This is a genomic window from Ramlibacter albus (genome assembly GCF_014297445.1).
Taxonomy (GTDB): domain Bacteria; phylum Pseudomonadota; class Gammaproteobacteria; order Burkholderiales; family Burkholderiaceae_C; genus Ramlibacter; species Ramlibacter albus.
Genome location: NZ_JACORU010000002.1, coordinates 281,834 through 307,193, shown reverse-complemented (window position 1 = coordinate 307,193; position 25,360 = coordinate 281,834). Strand labels below are relative to the sequence as shown.

Genomic DNA, 25,360 nt, shown 5'->3' with positions numbered 1-25,360 from the left:
CGGGCAGCCTCGAGCGGCCTGCCCGAAGGGTAAGCCAAACCCGTCAGCGGCTCAACGAGCGGGCGCCGGCCGGGTCCGGTAGAAGGTGAGGGGCGATTCGGCCGCTTCCTGCGCGAAGCGGTTCTTGACGCCGGCCTTCATTCGGCCCACCACGTGCATCTCGCACGGCTTGCAGTCGAAGCGCAGCGTGAGTTTCTCGCTGCCGTTCACCAGCTGCAGGGGCTCGGCCTTGATCGTGCCCTTGACGCCCACCACGCCCTTGGCCTGCTTGGGGCACAGGCTCATGGACCAGCGCACACAGTGCTTGGTGATCATGAGGCTCACTTCGCCGTCTTCCTCGTGGCTTTCGTAGGCGGCGCCGATCACCTTGACGCCGTGCTTCGCGTAGAAGTCGTGCGCCTTCTGGTTGAACACGTTGCCGAGGTAGGTGAGGGTGTCCTCGGGGAACGGTACCGGAGGCTCGACGGGCTTCGTGCGCTGCGGGCGCTGGTAGGCCTTCAGGCGCACTTCCTCGAGCGCGGCCGTCGCGTCGCGGCGCAGGTGGTTGACGAGCGATGACGGCACGAACCAGGGCTTCGTGATCGCGAGCGCGATGTCGATCGGCTCGAAGATGGTGCCGCCGAAGCGGGCGAGGTGCTCGCGCAGGCTCGACTCCGCTTTCGCAACGTCCTTCGACAGCTCCTTCGCATGCGCGACCGAAGCGCTGCCGACGTGCCCGTCTTCGTCCGTCAGCGTGAGCGAGAAGCCATCCGCCGTCTCCGCGAACTTCGCCCAGACGCCGATGCGCCGGTCGCTCGATTTCTTCTCCAGCACGCGCACCCAGCTCATGTCGCGGTTGCGGTTGATGACGGTGCCCTTGCGCAGGTCCTTCATGCCCGCGATCGGGTCCTTCGGGAAGACTCTCCACTGGCCCTGCGCGTGCAGCGCTTCGGCGCGGTTGATCGCCACGCCCACCAGCTCCTTCTGCAGGTCGAAGTAGCACAGCCCGTCGCCGTTGTGCAGCTCGGTCCCGGGCTTGTCGAGCGCGAGTTCGATCCAGTCCGCGCCGACCTTGGTCACGAAGCCGATGGGCTGGCCCGGGTTCTTCGGCGAATCGAACGCGCCGATGTCGTCCTTGCGGCCGTTGACGAAGTAGTCGGTGAACTCGCGGTTGAAGTTCTGGTTCGGGTCGGGCGTGAAGGTGAACGTCGTGCGCCCGCTCGACGCGCGCGCGAACGGCTGCGCGGAGCCCTCGCGCGACTCGATCAGCTCGTCGAACAGCTTGCGGTAGTGGGCCGTGATGTTCTTCACGTAGCCCATGTCCTTGTAGCGGCCTTCGATCTTGAAGCTGCGCACACCCGCACCCACCAGCGCCGCGAGGTTGGCGCTCTGGTTGTTGTCCTTCATCGACAGCACGTGCTTGTCGTGCGCGATGTAGCGGCCCTTGTCGTCGATCACGTGGTAGGGCAGCCGGCAGGCCTGCGAGCAGTCGCCGCGGTTGGCGCTGCGGCCCGTGTGCGCGTGGCTGATGTAGCACTGGCCGCTGTACGCCACGCACAAGGCGCCGTGGATGAAGAACTCCAGCTTGCAGCGCTCGGGGTCGATGGCGGCGTTGATCTCGCGGATCTGCTCGAGCGTGAGCTCGCGCGCCAGCACCATCTGGGAGAAGCCGGCGTCCTGCAGGAACTTCGCCTTCTCGACCGTGCGGATGTCCGTCTGCGTGCTCGCGTGCAGCTGGATGGGCGGCATGTCGTCCATCTCGATGAGCGCCATGTCCTGCACGATCAGCACGTCGGCGCCGGCGTTGTACACGTCCCACGCCATCTTGCGCGCGGGCTCCAGCTCGTCGTCGCGCAGGATCGTGTTGTGCGTGATGAAGATCTTCGCGCCGAAGCGGTGCGCGTGTTTGCACAGCCGCTCGATGTCCTTGACCGTGTTGCCCGCCGACACGCGCGCGCCGAATTCCGGCCCGCCGATGTACACGGCGTCGGCGCCATGGTTGATGGCCTCGATGCCGATGTCGGCGTCGCGCGCGGGCGAAAGGAGTTCGAGCTGGTGGCTCAGCAGGGACATGGGGCGGGCCTCGGGGAGCCCGCGATTTTACCGGCCGGCCGCCGCCGGCGCCACCGCCGCCCCTTCGATCCCGTGCCGCTTGAGGGCCTCCGCCACGAAGCCGCTCGCCTTCATCTCTTCCACAAAATTGCCGAGCCAGGCATAGGCCTGCGGCCGGCCCTTGGGTACGCCGACCGCCTGCTCGATCACCATGAAGCGGCCGGGCAGGATGCGCACGCCGCCGACGCGCTTCGCGTCTGCTTCGAGCTGCTGCTTCACCCCAGCGGCCACTTCGAGGTTCTGCTTCATGAATTCGTCCACGACGACCGCGGAGGTCTGCGTGCGCACGAGCGTCGCCGCCTTGATCTCGCGGGTGAGGTACAGGTCGTAGGCGCTGCCGCGGCCGACCGCGATGCGTGTGCCGGCCTTGTCGACCTCCTCGTTGCGCTGCACGGGCGAGTTCGCGCGGACCATGTAAGCACCTTCGATGATCACGTAGGGCGTGGTCTGGTCGAAGTCCGCGCTGCGCGCCGGGTCGCGGGCGACGAACCCCACGTCGGCCTTGCCGTCGCGCAGCAGCTCGCTCGTGACGCGCGCACTGTCCACCGTGGTGAACTCCACCGGCACGCCGAGGCGCCTGGCCATTTCTCGCGCGAGGTCCACGGACACGCCGGTGGGCTGCCCGTCCGGCCCGCGCTTGGCGAGCACGGGGTTGCCGTAGTTGATGACGGCACGCAGCTTGGCGGTGGGCGCGGCTTGGGCGGTTGGCGCCGGCGGAGCGCTTGCGCATCCGGCGAGGAGGGTGGCGACGAAGGCGAGGGACAGCAGTTTCTTGTTCATGGCGCGATTGTGCGTTTCGTTAGACTGCGCCGCAATGAAGCCGAAGCGTTATGACGCGATCGATGCGTTGCGGGGCGTGGCCATCCTCTGGATGACGGCCTACCACTTCTGTTTCGACCTGAACCACTTCCGCTTCATCCACCAGGACTTCTACGAGGACCCGGTGTGGACCTGGCAGCGCACCTGCATCCTCAGCCTGTTCCTCTTCTGCGCCGGGCTCGGGCAAGCCGTGGCGGTGGTGCAGGGCCAGACGTGGCCGAGGTTCTGGAAGCGCTGGGCGCAGGTCGCCGGTTGCGCACTGCTCGTCACGATCGGCTCGTACTGGATGTACCCGCGCAGCTTCATCTGGTTCGGCGTGCTGCACGGCATCGCGGTGATGCTGGTGATCGTGCGGCTCACCGCGGGCTGGGGGCCGTGGCTGTGGCTCGTAGGGGCCGTGGCGATCGCGTCGAAGCTCATTGCGCTCGAAGCGTTCGATCACCCGGCCCTCAACTGGGTCGGCTGGGTCACGCACAAGCCGCTCACCGAAGACTACGTGCCGCTCTTCCCATGGCTGGGCGTGATGTGGTGGGGCATGGCCGCGGGCCAGTGGCTGCTGCGCGAGCGGCCGCAATGGGTGCAGCGGCCCGCGCCCGCCGCGTTGAGCTGGCTCGGGCGATGGAGCCTCTCGTGGTACATGGTCCACCAGCCGGTGCTCATCGGCTTGTTGATGCTCGTGCGCAAGGCTGTTTAGTCGGTTTCGGCCTACAAACCGTCGCGCTTCGCGCCCCGTACTTTGGCGGGTCGGCAATGTCGCCGCCAAACCAAGAAGAAGTACCCATGCCAATGATCCCGAAGGGACCTGCGTCGCCGCGCAAGGCCGCGGCCAAGTCTGCCGCCCGCAATACGGACAGCGGGCCGGCCCACGTCGCCGCCGCCGAAGGCGACCCGCCCTCGCGCAAGATGGCCGATACGCAGGCCCTTGCCGCCGCGATGCCCTTCAACCCCACCAAGCCGGGCGAACACGGCTTCGCCAACGGCGTGCAGCCGCAGCAGGGCGCCAGCGTGCAGCCGCCGTCGACGCTACCGACGGCCAGCACGCTCAGCGAAGGTGCGATGTCCGAGAAGGTCGGCAGCCAGGCCATCCCCGGCCTGAACGCCACCACTGAGCCGCTGGACCGCGTGCGCGTCGATTCCTCCGGCCGCGCGCTCACCACCAACATGGGCGTCGCGATCGCCGACAACCAGGACTCGCTGAAGTACGGCACGCGCGGGCCCGTGCTGCTGGAAGACTTCATCCTGCGCGAGAAGATCACGCACTTCGACCACGAGCGCATCCCCGAACGCATCGTCCACGCGCGCGGCTCGGCGGCGCATGGCTTCTTCGAGTGCTACGAGCCGCTCAGGGACATCACGAAGGCCGCGCCTTTCCGCCAGGCGGGCAAGCGCACGCCGGTGTTCGTGCGCTTTTCCACCGTGCAGGGCGAGCGCGGCTCCAAGGACACCGCGCGCGACGTGCGCGGCTTCGCGGTGAAGTTCTACACCGACGAAGGCAACTGGGACCTCGTGGGCAACAACATCCCGGTGTTCTTCATCCAGGACGCGATGAAGTTCCCGGACCTCGTCCACGCCGTCAAGCCGGAGCCGCATCACCAGATGCCGCAGGCGGCGAGCGCGCACGACACGTTCTGGGACTTCGTGTCGCTCATGCCCGAGTCCACGCACATGCTGATGTGGGTGATGAGCGACCGCGCCATCCCGCGCAGCTACGCCACGATGCAGGGCTTCGGCGTGCACACTTTCCGCATGGTCAACGAGGCGGGCGAGTCAGTGTTCGTCAAGTTCCACTGGACGCCTATTGCCGGGACGCACTCGCTGGTGTGGGACGAGGCGGTGAAGATCTCGGGGCCGGACCCCGACTACCACCGCCGTGACTTGTGGGAGCGCATCGAGGCGGGCGTGTACCCGGAGTACGAGCTGGGCCTGCAGGTCTTCACGGAAGAAGAGGCGGAGCAGTTCACCTTCGACATCCTCGACGCGACCAAGATCATCCCCGAGGAACTCGTGCCCTTGCGCCCCGTGGGCCGGCTCGTGCTGAACCGCAACCCGGACAACTTCTTCGCCGAGACGGAGCAGGTAGCCTTCTGCACCGCCAACATCATCCCGGGCATCGACTTCAGCAACGATCCGCTGCTGGCCGGCCGCATCCACTCGTACGTCGACACGCAGATCACGCGCCTGGGCGGGCCCAACTTCCACGAGATCCCGATCAACGCGCCGGTCGTGCAGGTCCACAACAACCAGCGCGACGGCTTCCACCGGCAGGCGATCCCGCGCGGGCGCGTGTCTTACGAGCCGAACTCGCTGGCGGGTGGCTGCCCGTTCCAGGCCGGTGCGGCGCAGGGGTTCGTCAGCGTGCCCGCACGCATCGAGGCGCGCGAGGAGCAGGGCAAGGTGCGCGCCAAGCCCGAGAAGTTCGCCGACCACTACACGCAGGCGCGGTTGTTCTTCGAGAGCCAGACGCCGGTGGAGCAGGACCACATCGCCAACGCCTTCCGCTTCGAGCTGTCGAAGGTGACGGTGCCCGCGATCCGCGAGCGCACGGTCGCGATGCTGCGCAATGCGTCGGAGGAACTCGCGAAGAACGTCGCGATGGGCCTGGGCATCGACCCGCTGCCCGACCCGCTGCCGCTCGCGCTGGAGAACCCGCCCGAGCCTGAAGTGGCGAAGTCGCCCGCGCTGTCGCTGCTGTCGCGGCCGGGTGACGGCTCCATTGCGGGCCGCAAGATCGCGCTGCTCGTCGCGCCGGGTGTCGAAGGTGAATCGCTGCAGGCCGTGCAGGCCGCGCTGGTGGAGCAGGGCGCGGTGGCGCGCCTCGTTGGCGGTCGCATCGGGCCGATGAAGACCGCGTCGGGCGAAGTCATCGACGCGGACGCGTCGATGGAGAACGAACCGGGCTTCCTGTTCGATGCGCTCGTGCTGCCCGATGGCGAAGAGGCCGTTGCGGCGCTCGCGCAGGATGGCCACACCGTCGAATTCATCAAGGACCAGTTCCGCCACTGCAAGATGATCCTCGTGCTCGGCGCGTCCGAGCTGCTGATGGCCAAGGCCGGGTTGCCAGTGACCATGGACAAGAGCCAGGCGCAGGGCCGCACCGGACTCACGTTTGCCGCGGCGGCGCAGGCCGATGCGGCGGTTGCGCAGTTCATCGCGGATGTGGCCAAGCACCGCCACTTCGGCCGCGAGATGGACCCGCCGTTGATCTAGGAGGAACCGGAATGATCGAAGTGACCGACAAGGACGCGGTGGAACTGCTGGATGCGGACCACATCGCCGTGAAGCACCTGTTCGTGGAGTACGCGCGCATGGCCGTGTCCGGCATGGACGAAGCGGGTGAGCGCCGCTCGCTCGCGATGCAGATCTGCGACGAGCTCACCGTGCATGCGCAGATCGAAGAGGAGATCTTCTATCCGGCGCTGCGGGGTGTGCCGGATGCGGGCGAGCTGCTGGACGAAGCCGAGTCCGAACACGCCGAAGCGAAGCAACTCATCGCGCAGATCCAGGCCGAGCGCGCGGCGGGCGAGACGATGGACGAGCTCGTCTCGAAGCTGGCGACGTCCGTGGAGCACCACGTGAAGGAGGAGCGCTGCTACCTGTTCGCGAAAGCCAAGGCTGCGCGCGGCGTGGACCTCGCGGCGCTCGGTGAGCAGATGCGGGAACGCCAGCAGCAGCTGCAGGGGCAGGGGCAGGCAAAGAAAAAGCGGCCCGCGGGCCGCTGAAGGCATGGATGCCGGGTCGAGCCCGGCATGACAGCCTCGTTATTCGACCTTCGCCTTCTGCCGCAGCTCGTCCTGGAACTTCGCCAGCTTCTGCTGCTGCAGCTGTTGCGCGATCTGCGGCTTGACGTCATCGAGCTTCGGAAGCTGCGCCTCGCGCGTGTCTTCCAGCTTGATGACGTGCCAGCCGAACTGGGACTTCACGGGGGCCTCGGTGACCTGGCCCTTGTTCAGCTTGATCAGCGCCTGCGCGAACTCGGGCACGTAGCTGTTCGGCGTGGCCCAGTCGAGGTCGCCGCCGTTGGCGCCGGACCCCGGGTCCTTCGACTGCTTCTTGGCGATGTCCTCGAACTTCTGGCCCTTCTTCAGGTCCGCGATGATCTTCTTGGCCTCGTCTTCCTTCTCCACGAGGATGTGGCGGGCGCGGTATTCCTTGCCGCCGTTGGCCGCCGCGAACTTGTCGTATTCGGCCTTGATCTCGGCGTCGGTGACGGGGTTCTTCTTCTGGAAGTCGGCGAACAGCTCGCGGATCAGGATGGTCTGGCGGGCCAGCTCCATCTGCGCCTTGTAGTCGTCGTTGGCGTCCAGGCCGCGCTTCTGCGCTTCCTGCATGAAGATCTCGCGGGCGATGACCTCGTCCTTCAGCTGGCCGTCCATCTCGGCGGAGACCGGGCGGCCGGCCTTGGCCAGCTGCTGCTTGAGCATCTCGACGCGGGTGGTCGGCACGGGCTTGCCGTTGACGATGGCGATGTTCTGCGCGTGGGCGCAGAAGGCTGCGGCAGCGGCGGCCGCGATGAGGATCTTCTTCATGGAGGGTTCCAGCTCAGGGGGGAGGTTGCAGCGTCTCGATCGCCAGGGCATGCAGGCCCCGGTCGATGAACGGGCGCAGCGCATCATACACAAGGCGGTGGCACGCCACCTTGGCCTTGCCGGCGAAGAGCGGCGAGGCGATGCGCACGCGGAAATGGGTGCCGAAGCCGGTGCCGTCGGCGCCGGCGTGGCCTGCGTGCTGCCAGCTCTCGTCGATCACTTCGACGGAGGTCGGCGCCAGCGTCTCGTCGAGGCGGGCGCGCAGGGCGTCCACGGTGATGCCGGTGCCCACGGTCATGCGTCGGGCGTGTCCGGCTTCATGTAGCGGCCCAGGTAGAACGCCTGGCCCACGACGAACAAGGCCATCAGCCCCAAGCCGCCGAACAGCTTGAATTTGACCCACGTCGCCGTCTCGAAGCTGTACGCCACCCACAGGTTCAGCACGCCCATGACGGCGAAGAACGCGATCCAGCTCCAGTTCATCACGCGCCAGGCGTCGTCCGGCAGCTCCATCTGCGAGCCCATGAGCGTCTTGAGCAGGTTCTTGCGGAAGAACAGCTGGCCCGCCATGAGCGTGGCGCCCATCACCCAATAGAGCACCGTGGGCTTCCACTTGATGAACGTCTCGTCGTGCGCGAGGATGGTCGCGCCGCCGAACACGAGGATGATGCCCAGGCTCACCCACTGCATCGGCTCCACCTTGCGCGTGGTGGCCCACACGTAGACGATGGTGGCCACCTGCGCCGCCATGGCCACGCCGGTGGCGACGTAGATGCCCCAGAACTGGAAGGCGGCGAAGAAAAGGACGATCGGGAAGAAGTCGAGGAAAAGCTTCATTGCCCCCTATTGTCCCTCGGGCTTGAAGTCCAGCGAGGCCGAGTTCATGCAATACCGCAGCCCCGTGGGGCCGGGGCCGTCGTCGAAGACATGGCCGAGGTGGGCGCCGCACTGCGCGCAGACGGTCTCGGTGCGAACCATCCCGTGGCTGGTGTCCCGGATCTCCTTGATGGCACCCGGCACCGCTTGGTTGAAGCTGGGCCAGCCGCAGCCCGCGTCGAATTTCGTGTCGCTGTCGAAGAGCTTGGCGCCGCAGCAGATGCAGTGGTAGCTGCCGTCCGCCCACACCCGTTCATACTTTCCGGTAAACGGCCGCTCCGTGGCGGCACGGCGCGTCACCTGGAAGGCGCCCGCCTCGGCGCCCTTGGCGGCGAGCAGGGCCTTCCACTCGTCGTCGCTCTTCTGGACCGGGAAAAGTGCGTCGTTCTTCATGCCGGCATTTTGCCCCCCTGTCAGTTCTGACAGTGTTGCAAGGGCTTACGGGTCCGGATAATCGTTACGGAAGAAGTACGGAGCAGTTCCCATGTCCATGATCCACGCCAGCGAGCAGCCTGCCTACCAAGCCAACCCGGCGGCCCGCCCCGAGTTCGACGTTTCCGACATCGTCGTCACGCCGCTGCATGGCGCCGCCGAGATCGCCTCGGTGCTGCACCTGCGCGACGAGATCGACCTGTCCGTGCACACGCGCGGCGGCGTGGAGCAATTCCTTTCGCTCGAAAAAAAAGAGATGAATTCGGGGTGGTGGTCGGTTTCGACCTGGACGGAGAGCGCATCGGCACCATCCGCATCGTCCCTCTCGGCCTGGGCCTGACGCTCACCGAGCAGCTGCTGGACACCCTTGCCGGCACCGTCCCGCCGCCGCGGCCGGGCGAATGGGAGGTCGGGCGCCTGGTGCTGGCGCCCGCCTGGCGCGGCGACGTCGAGGTGCTGCGCCACTGCCTGCAGGTCGGCCTGGAACATGTCTGCTCGCTGGCCCGCATCGACGCCCTCTACGGCACATGCACCCATGCGCTCAGCCGCCTCTACCGCCGTTTCGGCTACTCCGTGATCGCCCGCGACGTGTGCTTGCCCGGGACCGAGAAGGTCTATACCCTCATCCGCGGGGACTGCGCCACCGTGGCCGCCGCGGTGGGGACGCGCTCTGCCGTTGCCCGGCCCCAATAAGGCGAACGTTGTGACCTCCATCCGTACCTGGCCCGCGCGACTGTTCGCGTACTACCGCGCCTACCACCAGCCCAGCCCGCTGCTGCTGCGCTACATCTGCCTGTTTGGGCTGGTCGGCTACCCCCTGCTGTACCTGCTGCGCTTCGTCAAGGGCGGCACCGGCTACGACGACTTCTGGCTGCGCCTGGCCGTGGTCGCGTCACTGCTCGTGCTGCTGCTGCGCGACCTGTGGCCGAAGGCGCTGAAGGCGTACTACCTGCACTTCTCCTACTTCGCTGTCACCTTCGCCCTGCCGTTCCTCTTCGTCTTCACGTCGCTGAAGAACGGCGGCGGCCCGGCGGCAGTCGGCAACACCTTCATGGCGGTTTTCCTGCTGATCCTGCTGGCGGACTGGCGCAACGTCATCGTGATGCTCGCAGCGGGCATCGGGCTGGCTGCACTTGCGTACGCGGTGCTGGACCCGGCGCCCCGGCTGCCGATGGACTACGTCGCACGCCTGCCGGTGCTGCTCGTCGGCGTGGTGGGCGGCAGCCTCTTCAAGTTCGCGCTGGAGGAGGCCACGGCCGAGCGGGTGCGGCAGGCGTACGCGTCGCTGGCCGGCTCCATCGCCCACGAGATGCGCAACCCGATGGCGCAGGTGCGCCACAGCCTGGAGAACATCCGGCAGGCGCTGCCGCTGCCGAGCCTGAACGCGCAGACGCACCTCGTCGACGGCCGGGCCGTGGACCAGCTGTACCGGCACGTGGCGCACGGCGAAATGGCCGTCAAGCGCGGGTTGCAGGTCATCGCGATGACGCTGGACGAGGTGAACGCCAAGCCGCTGGACGCGAGCCGGCTGGGATGCCTGTCGGCAGGCGACGCCTGCAGCAAGGCCGTGGAAGAGTACGGGTACGCGAACGAGCACGAGCGAGCGAGCGTGCAGCTGCACGTGCGAGAGGACTTCTTCTTCCGCGGCGACGAGACGGCCTTCGTCTTCGTGCTGTTCAACCTGTTGAAGAACGCGCTGTATTACCTGCCGGCATCGCCGGGCCTGCGCATCGAGGTCACGGTCGCGGGCGGCGAGATCCGCGTGCGCGACACCGGCCCGGGCATCAAGCCGGATGTGCTGGCGCGGCTCTTCCAGCCCTTCCGCACCAGCGGCAAGGCGGGCGGCACCGGCCTGGGGCTGTCGTACTGCCGCCGCGTGGTGGCCGCTTTCGGCGGCACGATCCGCTGCGACTCCGTGGAAGGCAGCCACACCGAATTCACGCTGGCTTTCCCGGTCGTGGCCGGCGAGGAGCTGCGCGCCAAGCAGGCCGAGGCCACCGCGCAGGCACGCCGCGTCTTTGCCGACCGCCGCGTGCTGGTGGTGGAGGACGATGCCGCGATCCGCGCCGCCACGCGCCTGAAACTCCTGGAGCTGTGCTGCGTCGTGCGCGAGGCCGCCGACGGCGTGGAAGCGATGCAGGCCCTGCAGTCGGGCACCTACGACCTGGTGCTTGCCGACCTCAACATGCCGCGCATGGACGGCTACGAGCTGGCGGACGCGCTGCGCAGCGGCCGCGCGCCGGCCAACCGCGGCACCTGCCTCGTCGCGTACACGAGCGAGCCGCCGCACCTGGCCCGCGTCAAGACGCAAAGTGCCGGCTTTGACGGTTTCGTCTCCAAGCCGAGCGACCAGGCGACGCTGGTTCGCGTGCTGTGCGACGCCATGGCGGCGCGCGAAGCATCGCGCGGCCGCGGCAAGGGCTGGCTCAGCGGCCGGCGCTTCCTGCTCGCCGACGACAACGCCTACAACCGCGCGGCGGTCGGCGGCTACCTGCGCCACGCGGGTGCGCAGGTGGTGGAGGTGGGCAGCGGCGACGCGGCGCTGCGCGAGCTCGCGGGCGTGGACCTGTTCGACGTGGTGCTGCTGGACATCCACATGCCCGTGCTGGGCGGCATCGAGACGGCGCGTGCCATCCGCGGCGCCGACATCGCGCAAAGCTCGGTCCCGCTGCTCGCGATCACGGCCCATGCCGACCCCGCGCTGGTCGCGGCCGGTCGCGAGGCCGGCTTCGGCGACTTCATCCTCAAGCCGGTGGAGGCGCCGCTGCTGCACGAGAAGCTCGCGATGCTGATGGGCGTGGAGCCGCCGCAGCGAGCGGCTCCGGCCGCGCCGCCCGCACCCGCGGGGGCGCTCCTGGACGAGAATCGGCTCATGGGCTACGTGCGCATCGGCATGCTGGACGAACTGGTCGAGGAGTTCCTTCCCGAGATCGACCGGCTGGTGGACCGCCTGCAGGACGCTGTCGACAGCGGCGACCTGCAGGAAGCGATCGACGGCCTGCACTCGCTGGTGGGCATGAGCGGCGAGGCGGGCGCGCAGGCGCTCTACCGCCACGCGCGCCAGACCTACATCCCGATGCTCGAACAGCACGTGTGGCCCGCGTCGGCCGAGTGGCTGCCGCGCATCCGCGAACTCGCCGGCCAGACCGGCACGGCGCTTCGGGAGTGGGCGGCCGAGGCTCGCAGCCGCGCATGACGGAGGTTGCGCCGCCGGCCAGCCGGCACGCCGTGGCCGTCCTCTTCGTCGACGACGACCCCGTCTCGCGCAAGATCTTCGCGCGGATGTACGCCGACGAGTTCACCATCGTCACGGCGGAGAGCGCGGCCGAGGCGCTGGACGTGCTTGCCGCGGGCGCCCACGAATTCGCGGTGCTGGTCACCGACTACCGCATGCCGGAGCGCGACGGCATGAAGCTGCTGCGCGCCGTGCAGCGCGACCACCGCCACGTCATCCGCCTGCTCGCGACGGCGTACGCGGAGAAGCACGTCGCGATCGAGGCGGTCAACGACGCGAAGGTGCTGCGCATCCTGGAGAAACCGCTCGACCCGGCCCAGACGCGGGCCGCCCTGCACGAGGCGGTGGCGCTGTACCGCGCGCAGAGCCTCGAACGCGCGATGAACGAGCGCCGCGCGGCGGCCCTGCGCGAGACGCTGGGCTTCCTCGCGCACGAGCTGAACACCCCGCTCGTCACGGTGCGCGGCTCGGTCGCGAGCATCGCCTCGCGTTACCTGCCGCCGAAGCCGGGCGACCCCCCCGGCGTGGCCTGCTTCACGGAGCACGAGCCGGGCGAGCTGCTGGCGGCGCTCGAACGCGCGGAGCGCCGCGCGCTGTATTGCCAGTCGCTCGTGTCCACGTTCGTGCAATCGGCGCGCGACGCCTACCCCGGCGCGGTGCCGCAGCAGGTGGCCGCGTCGCAGCTGGTGGAGGCGCTGCTCGACGAATTCCCGTTCGAGCGCGACGAGCGCGCGATCGTCACCCGCCAGGTCTCGAAGGACTTCGCGCTGCCCGGCCGCAGGGACCTGCTCTACCTCGTGCTGTGCACCCTCACCAAGAACGCGCTCATCGCGCTGCGCGGGCGGCACGGGCCGCGGCTGGTGATCGACATCGGCGAGGAGCCCGGCGGCCAGCGGCGGCCTTGCATCGACTTCATCGACAACGGGCCGGGCATACCGCCCGACGTCCTTGCCAAGCTCACGCGCGAGCCGGTGACCACGCGCGCGGAGCAGGGCGGCAACGGCATGGGCCTGATGTTCTGCCGGCGCGTCATGGAATCCATCGGCGGCGGCATCGAGATCCAGTCGACGCCCGGCGCGGGCGCCACCGTCACGCTCTACTTCAAGAATTCCTAGCGGGCCCCGGCACCGACCAGTGCTGGCGCGCGCCGCTGAACCACTCCAGCAGCAGCCGGGGCAGCGACCGCTGCTCCAGCACGCCGGCGCGCGCCATGATGGGCCGCATCAGCCGCAGCGCCTCGCCGACCCGGTAGAACGGGATGTTGGCGTAGAAGTGGTGCACGAGGTGGCAGTCGCCCGCGTCCCACCAGAAAGCCAGACGCGTGAGCGGGCCCGTGCGGTAGAAGGTTCCCACCCACAGCGGGTTGCCACGCTCCAGGTCGAAGTGCTCGAGCACGATGCGCATGGTGTTGATGGGCGGCGTGACCAGCACGAAGGGCAGCAGGTAGCCCAGCACGACGAAGCGCCAGTCCCACGCGAGGCTGGCCGCGGCCGTGGCGAAGAGGGCCAGGCGCGTGCCGCGCTCCCAGCGGTCGCGCGCCGGGTCGGCCCGCTTGACGGCGGTGGCGGCGTCGGAGCGCCCCAGCGCCGCCGTCTTGCCGCCGAGGAAGAACGAGCGGTAGACCACCACCAGCGGCGAGGCATAGGCCAGGCGCTTGAGAGGCGTGTCGATGCCCATCTTGTACAGCTCGGAGTCGTCCTCCGTGCCCAGCGCGCGGTGGTGCGTGAGGTGCTGCTTCTCGTAGACCGCGGCCCGCACGAGCGTCGGCCACACGAGGATGGAGCCCAGCACCCAGCGCAAGCGCGGCGCGAACAGCTTGCGGTGCACGAACGCGTCGTGGTTGATGAAGGCCATCACCAGGACCAGGTCGCCCTGGACGATGAGCGCCACCCACCACAACACGTCGCGCACGCTGCCGGTGGCGAGGTGCCAGGCGCAGGCCAGGAAAAGCAGGGGGGCGCCGAAGATGGCCAGTGCGTCGAGGAAGAGGTTGCCGCGGTGCAGGCGGGCGAGCTGCTCGGTCCCGAGCTCCTGCACGATCTGCGCGCGCGCGGCGCGCAACTGGCCCGTCGGTTGTGGATCCATCGCTGTCGCTCCCCGGTCACTGCTGGCGTGAAAGGATACCGGATACGGGGTGCACCCTGTCAGTTCCGACAGTAGGCATTTCGGCTGAAGCTGTCTAAAGTGCCGCCAGTCCATGCCAGCCCAAGCCACCCCGGCCGCGCCGCTGCGCCGCCTCGCCCCGCTCATACGTGCTGCCCACCCGCGCGCGCAGCTCGGCGCGATCGAGGGTGCGGAGACGGGCCTGCCCGGCTTTCGCGTCCTGCTTCCCAACGGCGTGGACGTGGTGGTGGGCGTGGACATCGACCTGCCCGCGGTACTGTTCGAGGTCGTGCGCCTGTACGTGGGCGACGAGGTGTCGAAGTACGACTTCGAGCACTTCTGCACACGGGGCTTCGCGGGCACGAGCAAGCTGTCGATGGACGCGGTGCTGCAGGTCCTGTGCAGTTACGCGGGGCTCGTGCCGGTCTAGGTTTAGCATTCGCTCCTGCAGTCGAACACAAGAGGAGCTTCCCATGCTGGGCCTGATGCAGAGCCAACCCCTTTTGATCTCGTCCCTGATCGAGTTCGCCGAAAGGCACCATGGCGACGGCGAGATCGTCTCGCGCCGCGTCGAGGGCGACATCCACCGCTACACGTGGCGTGACGTCGCGCGGCGCGCCAAGCAGGTCGCGCGCTCGCTCGACGGCATGAGCCTGCTGTTCTCCGACCGCGTGGCCACGCTGGCGTGGAACGGCTACCGCCACCTGGAGCTGTACTTCGGCGTGTCGGGCTCCGGGCGGGTCCTTCACACCATCAACCCGCGCCTGCACCCCGACCAGATCGCGTGGATCGCCAACCACGCCGAGGACCAGGTGCTGTGCTTCGACCTCACTTTCCTGCCGCTGGTGCAGGCGATCCATGCGAAGTGCCCCACGATCAAGTCGTACGTCGCCCTGTGCGACGCGGACCGGCTGCCCAAGGACAGCGGCATCCCGGGCCTGATGGCTTACGAGAGCTGGATCGGCGGCCAGCCCACCGACTACGACTGGCCGAAGTTCGACGAGAACTCGGCGTCGAGCATGTGCTACACGAGCGGCACCACGGGCAACCCCAAGGCCGCGCTCTACAGCCACCGCTCCACCCTGCTGCATGCGTACGCCGCTGCCTTGCCGGACGTGATGTGCCTGTCGGCGCGCGACTCGGTGCTGCCGGTGGTGCCGATGTTCCACGTCAACGCCTGGGGTATCCCGTATTCGGCCGCGCTCACCGGCTGCAAGCTCGTTTTCCCGGGCGCGTCGCTCGACGGCAAGTCGGTGTACGAGCTGATCGAGGCCGAGAAGGTGACCTATGCCGCCGGCGTGCCCACCGTCTGGCAGATGCTGCTCGGCCACATGAAGCCGGCCGGCCTGCGCTTCTCGACGCTCAGGCGCACGGTCATCGGCGGCAGCGCCTGCCCGCCGGCGATGATCAACGCCTTCCAGGAGGACTACGGCGTCGAGGTGCTCCATGCGTGGGGCATGACCGAGATGAGCCCGCTCGGTACGCTGTGCACCTTGAAGAACAAGCACCTGGACATGGCGCCCGACGAGCGGATGAAGATCCGGCTGAAGCAGGGCCGTGCGATCTTCGGCGTGGACATGAAGATCGTGGGCGACGACGGCAAGGAGCAGCCGTGGGACGGCAAGGCCTACGGCGACCTGCTGGTCAAGGGCCCCTGGGTGGTGCGCGAATACTTCAAGGGCGAGGGAGGTGACCCGCTGGAGTATCAGAATGGGGTGGGCTGGTTCCCGACCGGCGACGTCGCGACGATAGACCCTGACGGCTACATGCAGATCACCGACCGCAGCAAGGACGTCATCAAGTCCGGCGGCGAGTGGATCAGCTCCATCGACATCGAGAACATCGCCATGGCACACCCCGCTGTGCAGATGGCCGCCTGCGTCGGCATGCCGCACCCGAAGTGGGACGAGCGGCCGATCGTCGCCGTGGTGAAAAAGCCGGGCACGAACGTGACGCGCGAGGAGCTGCTGGACTTCTTCAAGGGCAAGACCGTCGCCAAGTGGCAGATCCCGGACGACATCGTTTTCGTGGACGCCATCCCGCTGGGCGCGACCGGCAAGATGCTCAAGACCCGCCTGCGCGAGCAGCTGAAGGACTACAAGCTGCCGAGTTGACCCTCTGTCGCCTGCGCGATAGGTAAGGTGCGGCTTCAGGGCAATCCCTGAAGTTGCACTGCACCAAACACTTGTAACCTGCGCGCTGTTCCTCAAAACCCAGGAGACAGCGATGAAGTTTGCGATGAAGTTGGTGGCGGCCTCCGTGATGTGCGCGGCCGCGGGCGTGGCAATGGCGCAGAAGGGCGAGACGGTGAAGATCGCCTTCATGGACCCGCTGTCGGGCCCGTTCGCCAACGTGGGCCAGAACCAGCTGCGCGGCTGGCAGATGGTGGCCGAGAAGCTCAATGGCAAGAACCCCGCGGGCGTGAAGTTCGAGGTGGTCGGCTTCGACAACAAGGGCACCCCGCAGGAAAGCCTGAACACCGTGAAGGCGGCCATCGACCAGGGCTTCCGCTACATCACGCAGGGCAACGGCTCCGGCGCCGCGTGGGCCATCCTGGACGCCGTGAACAAGCACAACGAGCGCAACCCCGGCAAGGAGGTCGTGTACCTCAATTACGCCGCCGTGGACCCCGCGCTGACCAACGCGCCCGAGAAGGATGGCGCCCCGGGCTGCAGCTTCTGGCACTTCCGCCTCGACGCCGACACGTCGATGAAGATGGAGGCGCTGACCTCCTTCATGAAGGACCAGCCGTCCATCAAGAAGGTATACCTGATCAACCAGAACTACGCGCACGGCCAGCAGGTCAGCAAGTACTTCAAGGACGCGATGAAGCGCAAGCGCCCCGACGTGCAGATCGTGGGCGACGAGCTGCACCCGCTGGGCCAGGTGAAGGACTTCGCGCCGTACGTCGCCAAGATCAAGGCCGCGGGCGCCGACACCATCGTCACCGGCAACTGGGGCACCGACATGACCCTGCTGGTGAAGGCCATGAACGACGCCGGCATGAAGACGCCGCTGTACGCCTACTACGCCGGCGTGAGCGGCACGCCCACGGCGCTGGCGGCGGGCAAGGACCTCGAGGTGTACGGCGTGTCGTACAACCACTCCAACCCCACCGGCGAGATCCGCCAGATCGTCGACGAGTTCAAGAAGAAGTTCAACGACGACTACTACACCTACGCCAGCTACAACGGCATCAACCTGCTGGCCGGCGCGATGGCCAAGGCCAAGTCCACCGACCCCGTCAAGGTGGCGCGCGCGATGGAAGACCTCACCGTCAAGAGCTTCGCGGGCGACGTGAAGATGCGCGCCTCCGACCACCAGCTGCAGCAGACGATGTACATCACCAAGTGGCAGAAGGTGGACGCCAAGAACAACTACTCGGTGGAGAACACCGGGTACACGTTCGTTCCGGTCAAGCAGATGGACCCGTACGTCTCCAGCACGCCCACCAGCTGCCAGATGAAGCGGCCCTCCGGCGCCTGAAAACCGACCTGACCTGAAGCCGGGGCGACAGTTCCCCGGCTTTTTTTTGGCTATTCTTCGCCGCCATGGAATTCTTCTCCATCTCGATGTTGAACGGCATCAGCTACGGGCTGCTGCTGTTCATGCTCAGCTCGGGCCTCACGCTGATCTTCAGCATGATGGGCGTGCTCAATTTCGCGCACGCCAGCTTCTACATGCTGGGGGCGTATTTCGCGTACACCACCACGCAGCTGGTGGGGTTCTGGCCGGCCCTCGTGGTCGCCCCGCTGCTCGTGGCGGCGCTGGGCGCGCTGTTCGAGAAGTACTGCCTGCGGCGCGTGCACAAGTTCGGGCACGTGCCGGAACTGCTCATCACCTTCGGCCTGTCGTTCATCATCCTGGAGATGGTGCAGCTGGTCTGGGGCACGAGCTCGGCGGACTACCGCATCCCGCCGGAGCTGACCGGGCCGCTGTTCCACATCTACGGCACGCAATTCCCCATCTATCGCGGCTTCATGATGCTGGTGGCGATGGTGATGCTGCTGGCGGTGTGGCTGCTGCTCACGCGCACGCGGGTCGGCCTCGTGATCCAGGCGGCGCTCACGCACCCCGAAACGGTGGAGGCGCTGGGGCACAACGTGCCGCGCGTCTTCATGCTCGTGTTCGGCGGCGGCTGCGCGCTGGCGGCGCTGGCGGGCGTGATCGGTGGCAATGCCTTCGTCACGGAGCCGGGCATGGCGGCGACGGTGGGGTCGGTGATCTTCGTCGTCGTGGTTGTGGGCGGGATGGGGTCGCTGGCGGGTGCGTTCGTCGCGTCGCTCCTGATCGGCATCATCCAGACGTTCGCCGTGGGCGTGGACGCATCGCTCATGAGCGGGCTGAACGCCATCGGCTTCAACATCACGCCGGAGACCTTCGGGTTTCCGCTGTGGAAACTCAAGGTGGCGCAGGTCGCGCCGATCCTGCCCTATGTGTTCCTCGTGCTGATGCTGATCTTCCGCCCCAAGGGCCTGCTCGGGACGCGGGAGGGTTGAGCCGATGAAAACCCACTACGAATTCAAGCCGTACAACGTCGGGCGCTGGGTCGTCTGGAGCCTGTTCGCACTCGTGCTCGCGGTGGCGCCGCTGATCTTCACGAGCGGCCTCGCGCAGACGATGCTGTCGCAGATGGGCATCGCGATCATCGTCTGCCTCTCGTACAACATGCTCCTGGGGCACGGCGGCATGCTGAGTTTCGGGCACGCCGTGTACAGCGGCATGGGCTCGTTCCTCGCCATGCACACGCTGAACATGATCAGCAAGGGTTCGCTGCCCCTTCCGGTGAGCCTGCTGCCGCTGGTGGGCGGCGTGTCGGCGCTGCTGTTCGCAGTGCTGTTCGGCTACGTCACGACCAAGAAGGCCGGGACGCCGTTCGCGATGATCACGCTGGGCATCGGCGAGCTGGTGTGGGCCATGTCGCTGATGTTCCCCGAGTTCTTCGGCGGCGAGGGCGGCATCTCCGGCAACCGCGTGGCGGGCCCCAAGCCCCTGGGCATCACCTTCGGGCCGCAGATCCAGCTGTATTACCTGATCGCGATCTACACGTTCATCTGCACCGCGCTGATGTTCGCCTTCACGCGCACGCCGCTGGGCCGCATGCTCAACGCCGTGCGCGACAACCCCGAGCGCGTGGAGTTCGTGGGCTACGACACGCAGCGCGTGCGCTACCTCGCGTTCATGATTTCCGCGTTCTTCGCGGGGATCGCGGGCGGGCTGGGCGCGCTGAACTTCGAGATCGTGACGTCGGAGGTCGTGAGCGGCAACCGCTCCGGTGCGTACCTGCTCTTCACCTTCCTCGGCGGCGCGACGTTCTTCTTCGGGCCCATCATCGGCGGCGTGCTGATGGTGCTGGCGGGCGTGCTGCTGTCGGAGCTCACGAAGGCGTGGCTGCTGTACCTGGGCCTCGTGTTCCTCTTCATGGTGATGTATGCGCCGGGCGGCATAGCGAGCCTCATCATGATGAACCTGCGGGTGGCGGCCTTCGGGCGGCTGAAGGAGCTGTGGGTGAGTTACCTCGCCCTTGGCGCGACGGCGCTGCTCACGCTGCTGGGCGCGGCGGCCGTCATCGAGATGGTCTACCACATCAAGCTGAACGCGGCGCTCGGCTCGGAGCTGAAGTTCATGGGCGCGACGCTCGACTCCAACGGCGTGAACAGCTGGTTCGGCGCGATCTTCGTCATCGTCACCGGCATCGCGCTCTTCGAGCTGACGCGAAGGCACTTCAAGCGGCAATGGGGCGAGATCCAGGAATACATCGAGAAAGAGATGAAGCGGAGGGAGACGCTGTGAGCGCCGTCGCACTGGAACTGAAGGACTTGCGCAAGTCCTTCGGCAAGACCGAGATCATCCGTGGCGCCAACCTCGCGGTGAACCAGGGCGAGCGCGTTGCGGTGATCGGGCCGAACGGCGCGGGCAAGTCGACGCTGTTCAACCTGATTTCCGGCCGTTTCGCGCCCACGAGCGGCGAAGTCCTCCTCAACGGCCAGCGCATCGACGGCAAGAAGCCGTTCGAGATCAACCGCATGGGCTTGTCGCGCAGCTTCCAGATCACCAACATCTTCCCCAAGCTGTCGGTGTTCGAGAACCTGCGCTGCGGCGTGCTGTGGAGCCTGGGCTACAAGTACAGCTTCTGGAAATTCCTCGCCGACCTCGACGACGCGAACGACCGCGCCGAGGAGCTGATGGACATGATCCGCCTGCACAAGAAGCGCGACGTGCTGGCCATGAACCTCACCTACGCGGAGCAGCGTGCGCTGGAGGTGGGCATCACCATCGCCGGCGGCGCCAACGTGATCCTGCTGGACGAGCCCACCGCGGGTATGAGCCGGCCCGAGACCAAGCGCTTCATCGAGCTGATCAAGGAAGTGACCGTGGGCAAGACGCTGCTGACGGTGGAGCACGACATGGGCGTGGTGTTCGGGCTCGCGGACCGCATCGCGGTGGTGGTGTACGGTGAGGTCATCGCCTTCGACACACCCGAGAACGTGCGCGCGAACCAGAAGGTGCAGGAGGCCTACCTCGGCTCCTCCGTCGCCGACCAGCAGGCGGGGGGCCACTGATGGAGCCGATCCTCAAGATCAACGACCTGCATGCGTACTACGGCAAGAGCCACGTGCTGCACGGCGTGCATTTCGACGTGGGGCAGGGCGAGATCGTCGCGCTGCTCGGGCGCAACGGCAGCGGGCGCTCGACCACCGCGAAGGCCATCATGGGCATGGTGGAGTGCACCGGCGTCGTGGACTGGCGCGGCCAGCACATCATGGGCCGCAAGCCCTACGAGATCGCACACATGGGGCTAGGCTACGTGCCGGAGAACCGCGACATCTTCCCCAAGCTCACCGTGCACCAGAACCTGATGCTCGGGCAGAAGTCGGCCAAGCAGAAGGGCCGCTGGTCATTCGACGACATGTACGAGATGTTCCCGCGGCTGCGGGAGAGGCAGCACACCGAGGCGGGTGTGTTGTCAGGTGGCGAGCAGCAGATGCTCACGCTGTGCCGCACGCTGATGGGCGACCCGGACCTGATCATCATCGACGAGCCGACCGAGGGCCTGGCGCCGAAGATCGTGGAGCTCGTCGGCGAGTACCTGCAGAAGCTGAAAGCGCGTGGGATTTCGGTGCTGCTGATCGAGCAGAAGCTGACGATCGCGATGTCGATCAGCGACCGCGCCCTCGTGATGGGGCACGGCAGCATCGTCTTCAGCGGCACGCCGCAGACGCTGAAGGACGATGCCTATGTGCGCAAGGAGTGGCTGGAGGTCTGAGCCGGCCCCCTCTCCCCCGGGATGCGCGCCCAGGCGCATAATGTGCATGGTTTGCTGATTCCGTACACATCATGCGCACTAACATCGTCATCGACGACGAACTCCTCGACGCCGCCATGAAAGCCGGCCCTTTCAGCACCAAGAAGGACGCTGTCGAGGCTGGGTTGCGCTTGCTTGCACGCCAGGCGGCCTATCGCGAAATCCTCGCGTTGCGGGGCAAGCTGCGGTGGGACGACGCGCCAAAGGCGGCCGGCCTCATGGTCTCCGAGCCGCGCCCGGCGTACGGTGCCGCGAAGGCGCCGGCGAAGCGCAGGAAATGATCCTCGTCGACTCCTCGGTCTGGATCGATTTCTTCAACGGCCAGCCCGGGCCGGCCGAGGAGCGGCTGGCGGAATTGCTGCAGGACGGCGGTGCGCCGCTGGGCGTTGCGGACCTGGTGCTCTTCGAGGTCCTGCGCGGCTTTCGCCACGAACAGGACTTCCAGGCGGCGCGGCGGGCGCTGCACGCGCTGCCCATCGTCGAGATCGGCGGCGAGGACAACGCCTTGCGCGCCGCCCACCACTACCGCGCGCTACGCGCGGCGGGCGTCACGGTGCGCAGCCCCGTCGACGTGATGCTGGCCAGCTATTGCATCGAGCACGACCACGCGCTGCTGCATGGCGACCGGGACTTCGATGCGCTGGAGTCGCTGCGGGGCTTGAAGGTCTGGCGGCACTGAGCTCGCCGAGCACCCTGTCGTCACCCTCCGGCAACCTGCGCGCGACGTCCCGCCTGGGCCGCTCGCTCTTCCTGGAGCCTGTCTCGCGCGAGGATCATCGGGATGGCTTCGTGCAGTTTGGCAGGCCAGACGGCAATGTCGGGTGAAGCTTCAGGCCTTTGGTCCCCCTTGTAGGTCTCCTTCAGAAATCGAGGGTACGAGTCGCGCCTCACGAGCGTGTTGATGTCCACCTGAGCCTGCCCGAGTGCCTTGAGCAAGGCGATGTCGTTCTTGGCTTTGACAGCGCTCTCGATCTTTTCACGGGTGCCAGCGGGGATGTTGATCTGGTCCGCGGCGCCCTGCACGATGTACTTCTCGACGAGCTCACGTGCCCTTTCTGCGCGCTCGGCGCGTGGAAGCGCGGCGAGGCCGGCGCAATCTTTCTGGAACTCCAGGTTCTCGGAGCTGAATTCCTTTTTCAGGTACGCCTCGAACTTCGTGCGATTGGCCTCGGACTTGAGCGTGTGGTCCATTGGATAGTTCACGTCGTTCAGCTCGGGTGGCGGGGCAGCCGGGGTTTGCGGTTTGCGGAAGATGCCGGCAATTGCGCTTCCAAACTTCGAGAGCATGCCCAGCAGCTTGCGCGCCGTTCCGGCGGGCTGGGCTTGCACTGCGGCCACCGGCGGGGCAACCGGCACGGCAGCTGCGGTCGCAGGAGGCAGAAGCGGCTGCGCGGCCGGCGTAGCCTCGTTCGCGTGAGAATCCGAAGCGTTCACCTTGGCCCAGAACGCCTGGGTGCTGTTGACGCCCGGCCTGTTACGGACCGCAGCCGACAGGTTCAGGTTGGGCGGGCCGGCCGGCGCGTCGTGCGCCGGGGCTTCAGCCACCTCCGCGGCCTGGGCTGTGTTCGGGCCGGTCGGGGGCGCGACCTGTTCCGCGACCTGCGTGACGCGATGGGCGATGGGACTCACTGGCATTTCGATCTCCGGGAGTTGATGTCTTCAGGTGCTGAGTCACGCAACGGGAGGACCCGTTCCCCCGATCGGAGCGAAGCGGCGAATTTGTCACGGTCGCGCTGGCAATCCGCGCCTCTTGGTGATAGACCGTCACTCTTGTCCCCGCTGCGACAAATGAAATTCGGCGCAGCCGCGCTCCCCCCTAGAATCCGCGAAAGCGAACGACCGTTCTTTTTCTTTCTTCAAAGGAACCGCCATGACGGCTGAATACAAGGTGCACGGCGACGTGGCCGTGATCACGATGAGCAACCCGCCGGTCAACGGCCTGGGCTACGCGGTGCGGCAAGGCATTGCGCAGGGCCTGGAGCAGGCGGCAGCGGACCCGGCTGTGAAAGCGATCGTGATCACCGGCGCCGGCAAGGCGTTCTCGGGCGGGGCGGACATCAAGGAGTTCGGCACGGCCAAGGCGTCGGCGGAACCGAACCTTCTGTCTGTGATTGCCGCGGTGGAAAACTCCACCAAGCCGGTCGTTGCGGCCATCCATTCGGTTGCCATGGGCGGCGGCCTCGAGCTGGCGCTGGGCTGCCACTATCGCATCGCCGCGCCCGGCACGAGCATTGCACTGCCCGAAGTGAAGCTGGGCCTGATCCCCGGCGCCGGCGGCACGGTGCGCCTGCCGCGCGTGCTGGGTGTCGAGCCCGCGCTCAACATGATCGTGAGTGGCGAGCCGGTCAAGAGCGAGATGCTCGCCATGCTGCCGGGCCAGAAGCTGTTCGACCGGATGGCGAAGTCGCCCGAGTCGCTGGCCGAAGAGGCGCTGGCCTATGCGCGTGAAGTGGCGGGCAACAAGACGCACCCGCGCGTGCGCGACCTGCCATGCAAGCACCCGATGGGCGACGCGTACTTCCAGTTCGCGCGCAACATGGTCAAGGGCATGGCGAAAAACTTCCCGGCGCCGGCCAAATGCGTGGACGCGGTGGAGAACGCCACGAAGAAGAAGTTCGACGACGCGTTGGCGACCGAGCGCGAGATCTTCATGAACCTCATGCTCACGCCGGAGTCGCGCGCGCTGCGCCACCTGTTCGTGTCCGAGCGCGCCGCGAGCAAGATCCCCGACGTGCCGGAAGACACGCCGCAGCGCAAGATCGAGAAGGTGGCCGTCATCGGTGCCGGCACCATGGGCGGCGGCATCACGATGAACTTCCTGAACGCCGGCATCCCCGTGACGATGCTGGAGATGAAGCAGGAGGCCATCGACCGCGGCGTCGCGACGATCCGCAAGAACTACGAGGCGCAGGTCAAGAAGGGCAAGCTCAAGCAGGACAAGTACGACACGCGCATGTCGCTGCTCAAGACGACGCTGGACTACAAGGACATCGCCGACGCCGACCTCGTGATCGAGGCCGTGTTCGAGGAGATGGGCGTCAAGCAGAAGGTGTTCGAGACGCTCGACTCCGTGATGAAGCAAGGCGCGATCCTCGCTTCCAACACCTCGACGCTCGACGTGAACAAGATCGCGTCCTTCACCAAGCGCCCGCAGGACGTGGTCGGCCTGCACTTCTTCAGCCCGGCCAACGTGATGAAGCTGCTGGAAGTGGTGCGCGGCGACAAGACCGGCAAGGACGTGATGGCCACGGTGATGACCGTCGCGAAGAAGATCAAGAAGACCGCCGTGGTCTCCGGCGTGTGCGACGGCTTCATCGGCAACCGCATGATCGAGCAGTACAGCCGGCAAGCGGGCTTCCTGCTGGACGAAGGCGCCACGCCGCAGCAGGTGGACAAGGCCATCGAGAAGTTCGGCTTCGCGATGGGCCCGTTCCGCATGGGCGACCTCGCGGGCAACGACATCGGCTGGGCCATTCGCAAGCGCCGCGCGGCCGAGCGCCCGAACATGATCTACAGCCGCACCGCCGACAAGCTGTGCGAGCTGGGCCGCTTCGGCCAGAAGACCGGCGCCGGCTGGTACGACTACAAGGAAGGCAAGCGCGACGCGATCCCGTCCAAGCTGGTCGAGGAGATGATCGTCGAGCACCGCAAGTCGCTGGGGATCGAGCCACGCAAGATCAGCGATGAGGAGATCGTGCAGCGCCTCGTGTTCGCGCTCGTGAACGAAGGCGCGCGCATCGTGGAAGAGGGCATCGCCGCCCGCGCGAGCGACATCGATATGGTCTACATCACGGGCTACGGCTTCCCGATCCATCGCGGCGGCCCGATGCTCTACGCGGACCAGGTGGGCCTCTTCAATGTGGCGCAGGCCATGAAGCGCTTCGCGAAGAACCCGCGCGACGACGCGAAGTTCTGGGAGCCGGCGCCGCTGCTGGCGAAGCTGGCCGCCGAAGGCAAGACGTTCAACTGACG

General features: G+C 67.1%; 25 protein-coding genes. 17 read left to right on the top strand and 8 right to left on the bottom strand.

Translation table 11 applies throughout. The features are described from left to right. Nucleotides 1–51: 51 nt before the first annotated feature. The gene (locus H8R02_RS08245; RefSeq protein WP_187080906.1) at nt 52–2,052 is read right to left on the bottom strand and encodes a peptidase U32 family protein; all 2,001 of its coding nucleotides are present in this window, start codon (nt 2,050–2,052) and stop codon (nt 52–54) included. A gap of 27 nt (nt 2,053–2,079) precedes the next feature. After that, nucleotides 2,080–2,871, bottom strand: coding sequence for an ABC transporter substrate-binding protein (locus H8R02_RS08240; RefSeq protein WP_187080905.1), 792 nt, complete (start codon nt 2,869–2,871; stop codon nt 2,080–2,082). 34 nt (nt 2,872–2,905) lie between these two features. Here H8R02_RS08240 and H8R02_RS08235 point away from each other — a divergent pair, with 34 nt between their 5' ends. From H8R02_RS08235 to H8R02_RS08225, 3 genes are all read left to right on the top strand, one after another. Beyond that, the gene (locus tag H8R02_RS08235) at nt 2,906–3,604 is read left to right on the top strand and encodes an acetyltransferase domain-containing protein (RefSeq protein WP_187080904.1); all 699 of its coding nucleotides are present in this window, start codon (nt 2,906–2,908) and stop codon (nt 3,602–3,604) included. A gap of 92 nt (nt 3,605–3,696) precedes the next feature. Then, nucleotides 3,697–6,117, top strand: coding sequence for a catalase (locus H8R02_RS08230; RefSeq protein ID WP_222622417.1), 2,421 nt, complete (start codon nt 3,697–3,699; stop codon nt 6,115–6,117). Between the two features lie 11 nt (nt 6,118–6,128). After that, on the top strand, nt 6,129–6,629 hold the full coding sequence (locus tag H8R02_RS08225; RefSeq protein WP_187080902.1) for a hemerythrin domain-containing protein: 501 nt from the start codon (nt 6,129–6,131) through the stop codon (nt 6,627–6,629). A gap of 39 nt (nt 6,630–6,668) precedes the next feature. Here H8R02_RS08225 and H8R02_RS08220 read toward each other — a convergent pair whose 3' ends face one another. The 4 genes from H8R02_RS08220 to msrB are packed head-to-tail and all read right to left on the bottom strand — an operon-like array spanning nt 6,669 to nt 8,705. Then, on the bottom strand, nt 6,669–7,436 hold the full coding sequence (locus tag H8R02_RS08220; RefSeq protein WP_187080901.1) for a peptidylprolyl isomerase: 768 nt from the start codon (nt 7,434–7,436) through the stop codon (nt 6,669–6,671). A 13-nt stretch (nt 7,437–7,449) separates the two neighbouring features. Beyond that, nucleotides 7,450–7,734, bottom strand: a complete 285-nt coding sequence (locus H8R02_RS08215) for a BolA family protein (protein WP_187080900.1) — start codon at nt 7,732–7,734, stop codon at nt 7,450–7,452. Beyond that, entirely contained in the window at nt 7,731–8,273 is a 543-nt protein-coding gene (locus H8R02_RS08210; protein ID WP_187080899.1) for a septation protein A, read from the bottom strand. Before H8R02_RS08210 ends, H8R02_RS08215 begins: the two co-directional genes overlap by 4 nt. A gap of 6 nt (nt 8,274–8,279) precedes the next feature. Next, on the bottom strand, nt 8,280–8,705 hold the full coding sequence (msrB, locus tag H8R02_RS08205; protein ID WP_187080898.1) for a peptide-methionine (R)-S-oxide reductase MsrB: 426 nt from the start codon (nt 8,703–8,705) through the stop codon (nt 8,280–8,282). Nucleotides 8,706–8,796: 91 nt separating this feature from the next. Between msrB and H8R02_RS08200 the strand changes: the two genes are divergently transcribed. Genes H8R02_RS08200 through H8R02_RS08185 form a run of 4 tightly spaced genes read left to right on the top strand, consistent with a single transcriptional unit; the run spans nt 8,797 to nt 13,094 of the window. Next, on the top strand, nt 8,797–9,084 hold the full coding sequence (locus tag H8R02_RS08200) for a hypothetical protein (RefSeq protein WP_187080897.1): 288 nt from the start codon (nt 8,797–8,799) through the stop codon (nt 9,082–9,084). Next, on the top strand, nt 9,015–9,437 hold the full coding sequence (locus H8R02_RS08195; protein ID WP_187080896.1) for a GNAT family N-acetyltransferase: 423 nt from the start codon (nt 9,015–9,017) through the stop codon (nt 9,435–9,437). The genes H8R02_RS08200 and H8R02_RS08195 overlap by 70 nt, the downstream gene beginning before the upstream one ends. A gap of 10 nt (nt 9,438–9,447) precedes the next feature. Next, nucleotides 9,448–11,940, top strand: a complete 2,493-nt coding sequence (locus tag H8R02_RS08190; protein WP_187080895.1) for a response regulator — start codon at nt 9,448–9,450, stop codon at nt 11,938–11,940. Beyond that, nucleotides 11,937–13,094 carry a hybrid sensor histidine kinase/response regulator gene (locus tag H8R02_RS08185; RefSeq protein ID WP_187080894.1) on the top strand — a complete coding sequence of 386 codons (1,158 nt, stop codon included), beginning with the start codon at nt 11,937–11,939 and terminating at the stop codon, nt 13,092–13,094. The genes H8R02_RS08190 and H8R02_RS08185 overlap by 4 nt, the downstream gene beginning before the upstream one ends. Here H8R02_RS08185 and H8R02_RS08180 read toward each other — a convergent pair. After that, nucleotides 13,081–14,064, bottom strand: a complete 984-nt coding sequence (locus H8R02_RS08180) for a fatty acid desaturase family protein (RefSeq protein ID WP_187080893.1) — start codon at nt 14,062–14,064, stop codon at nt 13,081–13,083. The genes H8R02_RS08185 and H8R02_RS08180 overlap by 14 nt on opposite strands. A gap of 112 nt (nt 14,065–14,176) precedes the next feature. Between H8R02_RS08180 and H8R02_RS08175 the strand changes: the two genes are divergently transcribed. From H8R02_RS08175 to vapC, 9 genes are all read left to right on the top strand, one after another. After that, the gene (locus tag H8R02_RS08175) at nt 14,177–14,512 is read left to right on the top strand and encodes a hypothetical protein (protein ID WP_187080892.1); all 336 of its coding nucleotides are present in this window, start codon (nt 14,177–14,179) and stop codon (nt 14,510–14,512) included. A gap of 43 nt (nt 14,513–14,555) precedes the next feature. Next, a complete protein-coding gene (locus H8R02_RS08170) occupies nt 14,556–16,196 on the top strand; it encodes a 3-(methylthio)propionyl-CoA ligase (RefSeq protein ID WP_187080891.1) in 1,641 nt (546 codons plus the stop codon). A gap of 112 nt (nt 16,197–16,308) precedes the next feature. Next, the gene (locus H8R02_RS08165; RefSeq protein WP_187080890.1) at nt 16,309–17,568 is read left to right on the top strand and encodes a branched-chain amino acid ABC transporter substrate-binding protein; all 1,260 of its coding nucleotides are present in this window, start codon (nt 16,309–16,311) and stop codon (nt 17,566–17,568) included. Nucleotides 17,569–17,633: 65 nt separating this feature from the next. Further along, nucleotides 17,634–18,581 (top strand): branched-chain amino acid ABC transporter permease, encoded by a 948-nt coding sequence (locus H8R02_RS08160; protein ID WP_187080889.1) that lies wholly within the window; start codon nt 17,634–17,636, stop codon nt 18,579–18,581. A gap of 4 nt (nt 18,582–18,585) precedes the next feature. Then, nucleotides 18,586–19,875 (top strand): branched-chain amino acid ABC transporter permease, encoded by a 1,290-nt coding sequence (locus tag H8R02_RS08155; protein ID WP_187080888.1) that lies wholly within the window; start codon nt 18,586–18,588, stop codon nt 19,873–19,875. Next, a complete protein-coding gene (locus tag H8R02_RS08150; RefSeq protein ID WP_187080887.1) occupies nt 19,818–20,645 on the top strand; it encodes an ABC transporter ATP-binding protein in 828 nt (275 codons plus the stop codon). Before H8R02_RS08155 ends, H8R02_RS08150 begins: the two co-directional genes overlap by 58 nt. An 8-nt stretch (nt 20,646–20,653) precedes the next feature. After that, nucleotides 20,654–21,349, top strand: a complete 696-nt coding sequence (locus H8R02_RS08145) for an ABC transporter ATP-binding protein (protein ID WP_187081114.1) — start codon at nt 20,654–20,656, stop codon at nt 21,347–21,349. Nucleotides 21,350–21,420: 71 nt separating this feature from the next. Beyond that, entirely contained in the window at nt 21,421–21,669 is a 249-nt protein-coding gene (locus tag H8R02_RS08140; RefSeq protein ID WP_187080886.1) for a type II toxin-antitoxin system VapB family antitoxin, read from the top strand. Then, nucleotides 21,666–22,067, top strand: a complete 402-nt coding sequence (gene vapC, locus H8R02_RS08135) for a type II toxin-antitoxin system VapC family toxin (protein ID WP_187080885.1) — start codon at nt 21,666–21,668, stop codon at nt 22,065–22,067. Before H8R02_RS08140 ends, vapC begins: the two co-directional genes overlap by 4 nt. Nucleotides 22,068–22,087: 20 nt before the next feature. On the opposite strand, the gene H8R02_RS30760 is transcribed toward vapC, so the two are convergent. After that, nucleotides 22,088–23,017, bottom strand: coding sequence for a hypothetical protein (locus H8R02_RS30760; protein WP_187080884.1), 930 nt, complete (start codon nt 23,015–23,017; stop codon nt 22,088–22,090). A gap of 241 nt (nt 23,018–23,258) precedes the next feature. Between H8R02_RS30760 and H8R02_RS08125 the strand changes: the two genes are divergently transcribed. After that, entirely contained in the window at nt 23,259–25,358 is a 2,100-nt protein-coding gene (locus tag H8R02_RS08125) for a 3-hydroxyacyl-CoA dehydrogenase NAD-binding domain-containing protein (protein WP_187080883.1), read from the top strand. Nucleotides 25,359–25,360 lie beyond the last annotated feature (2 nt).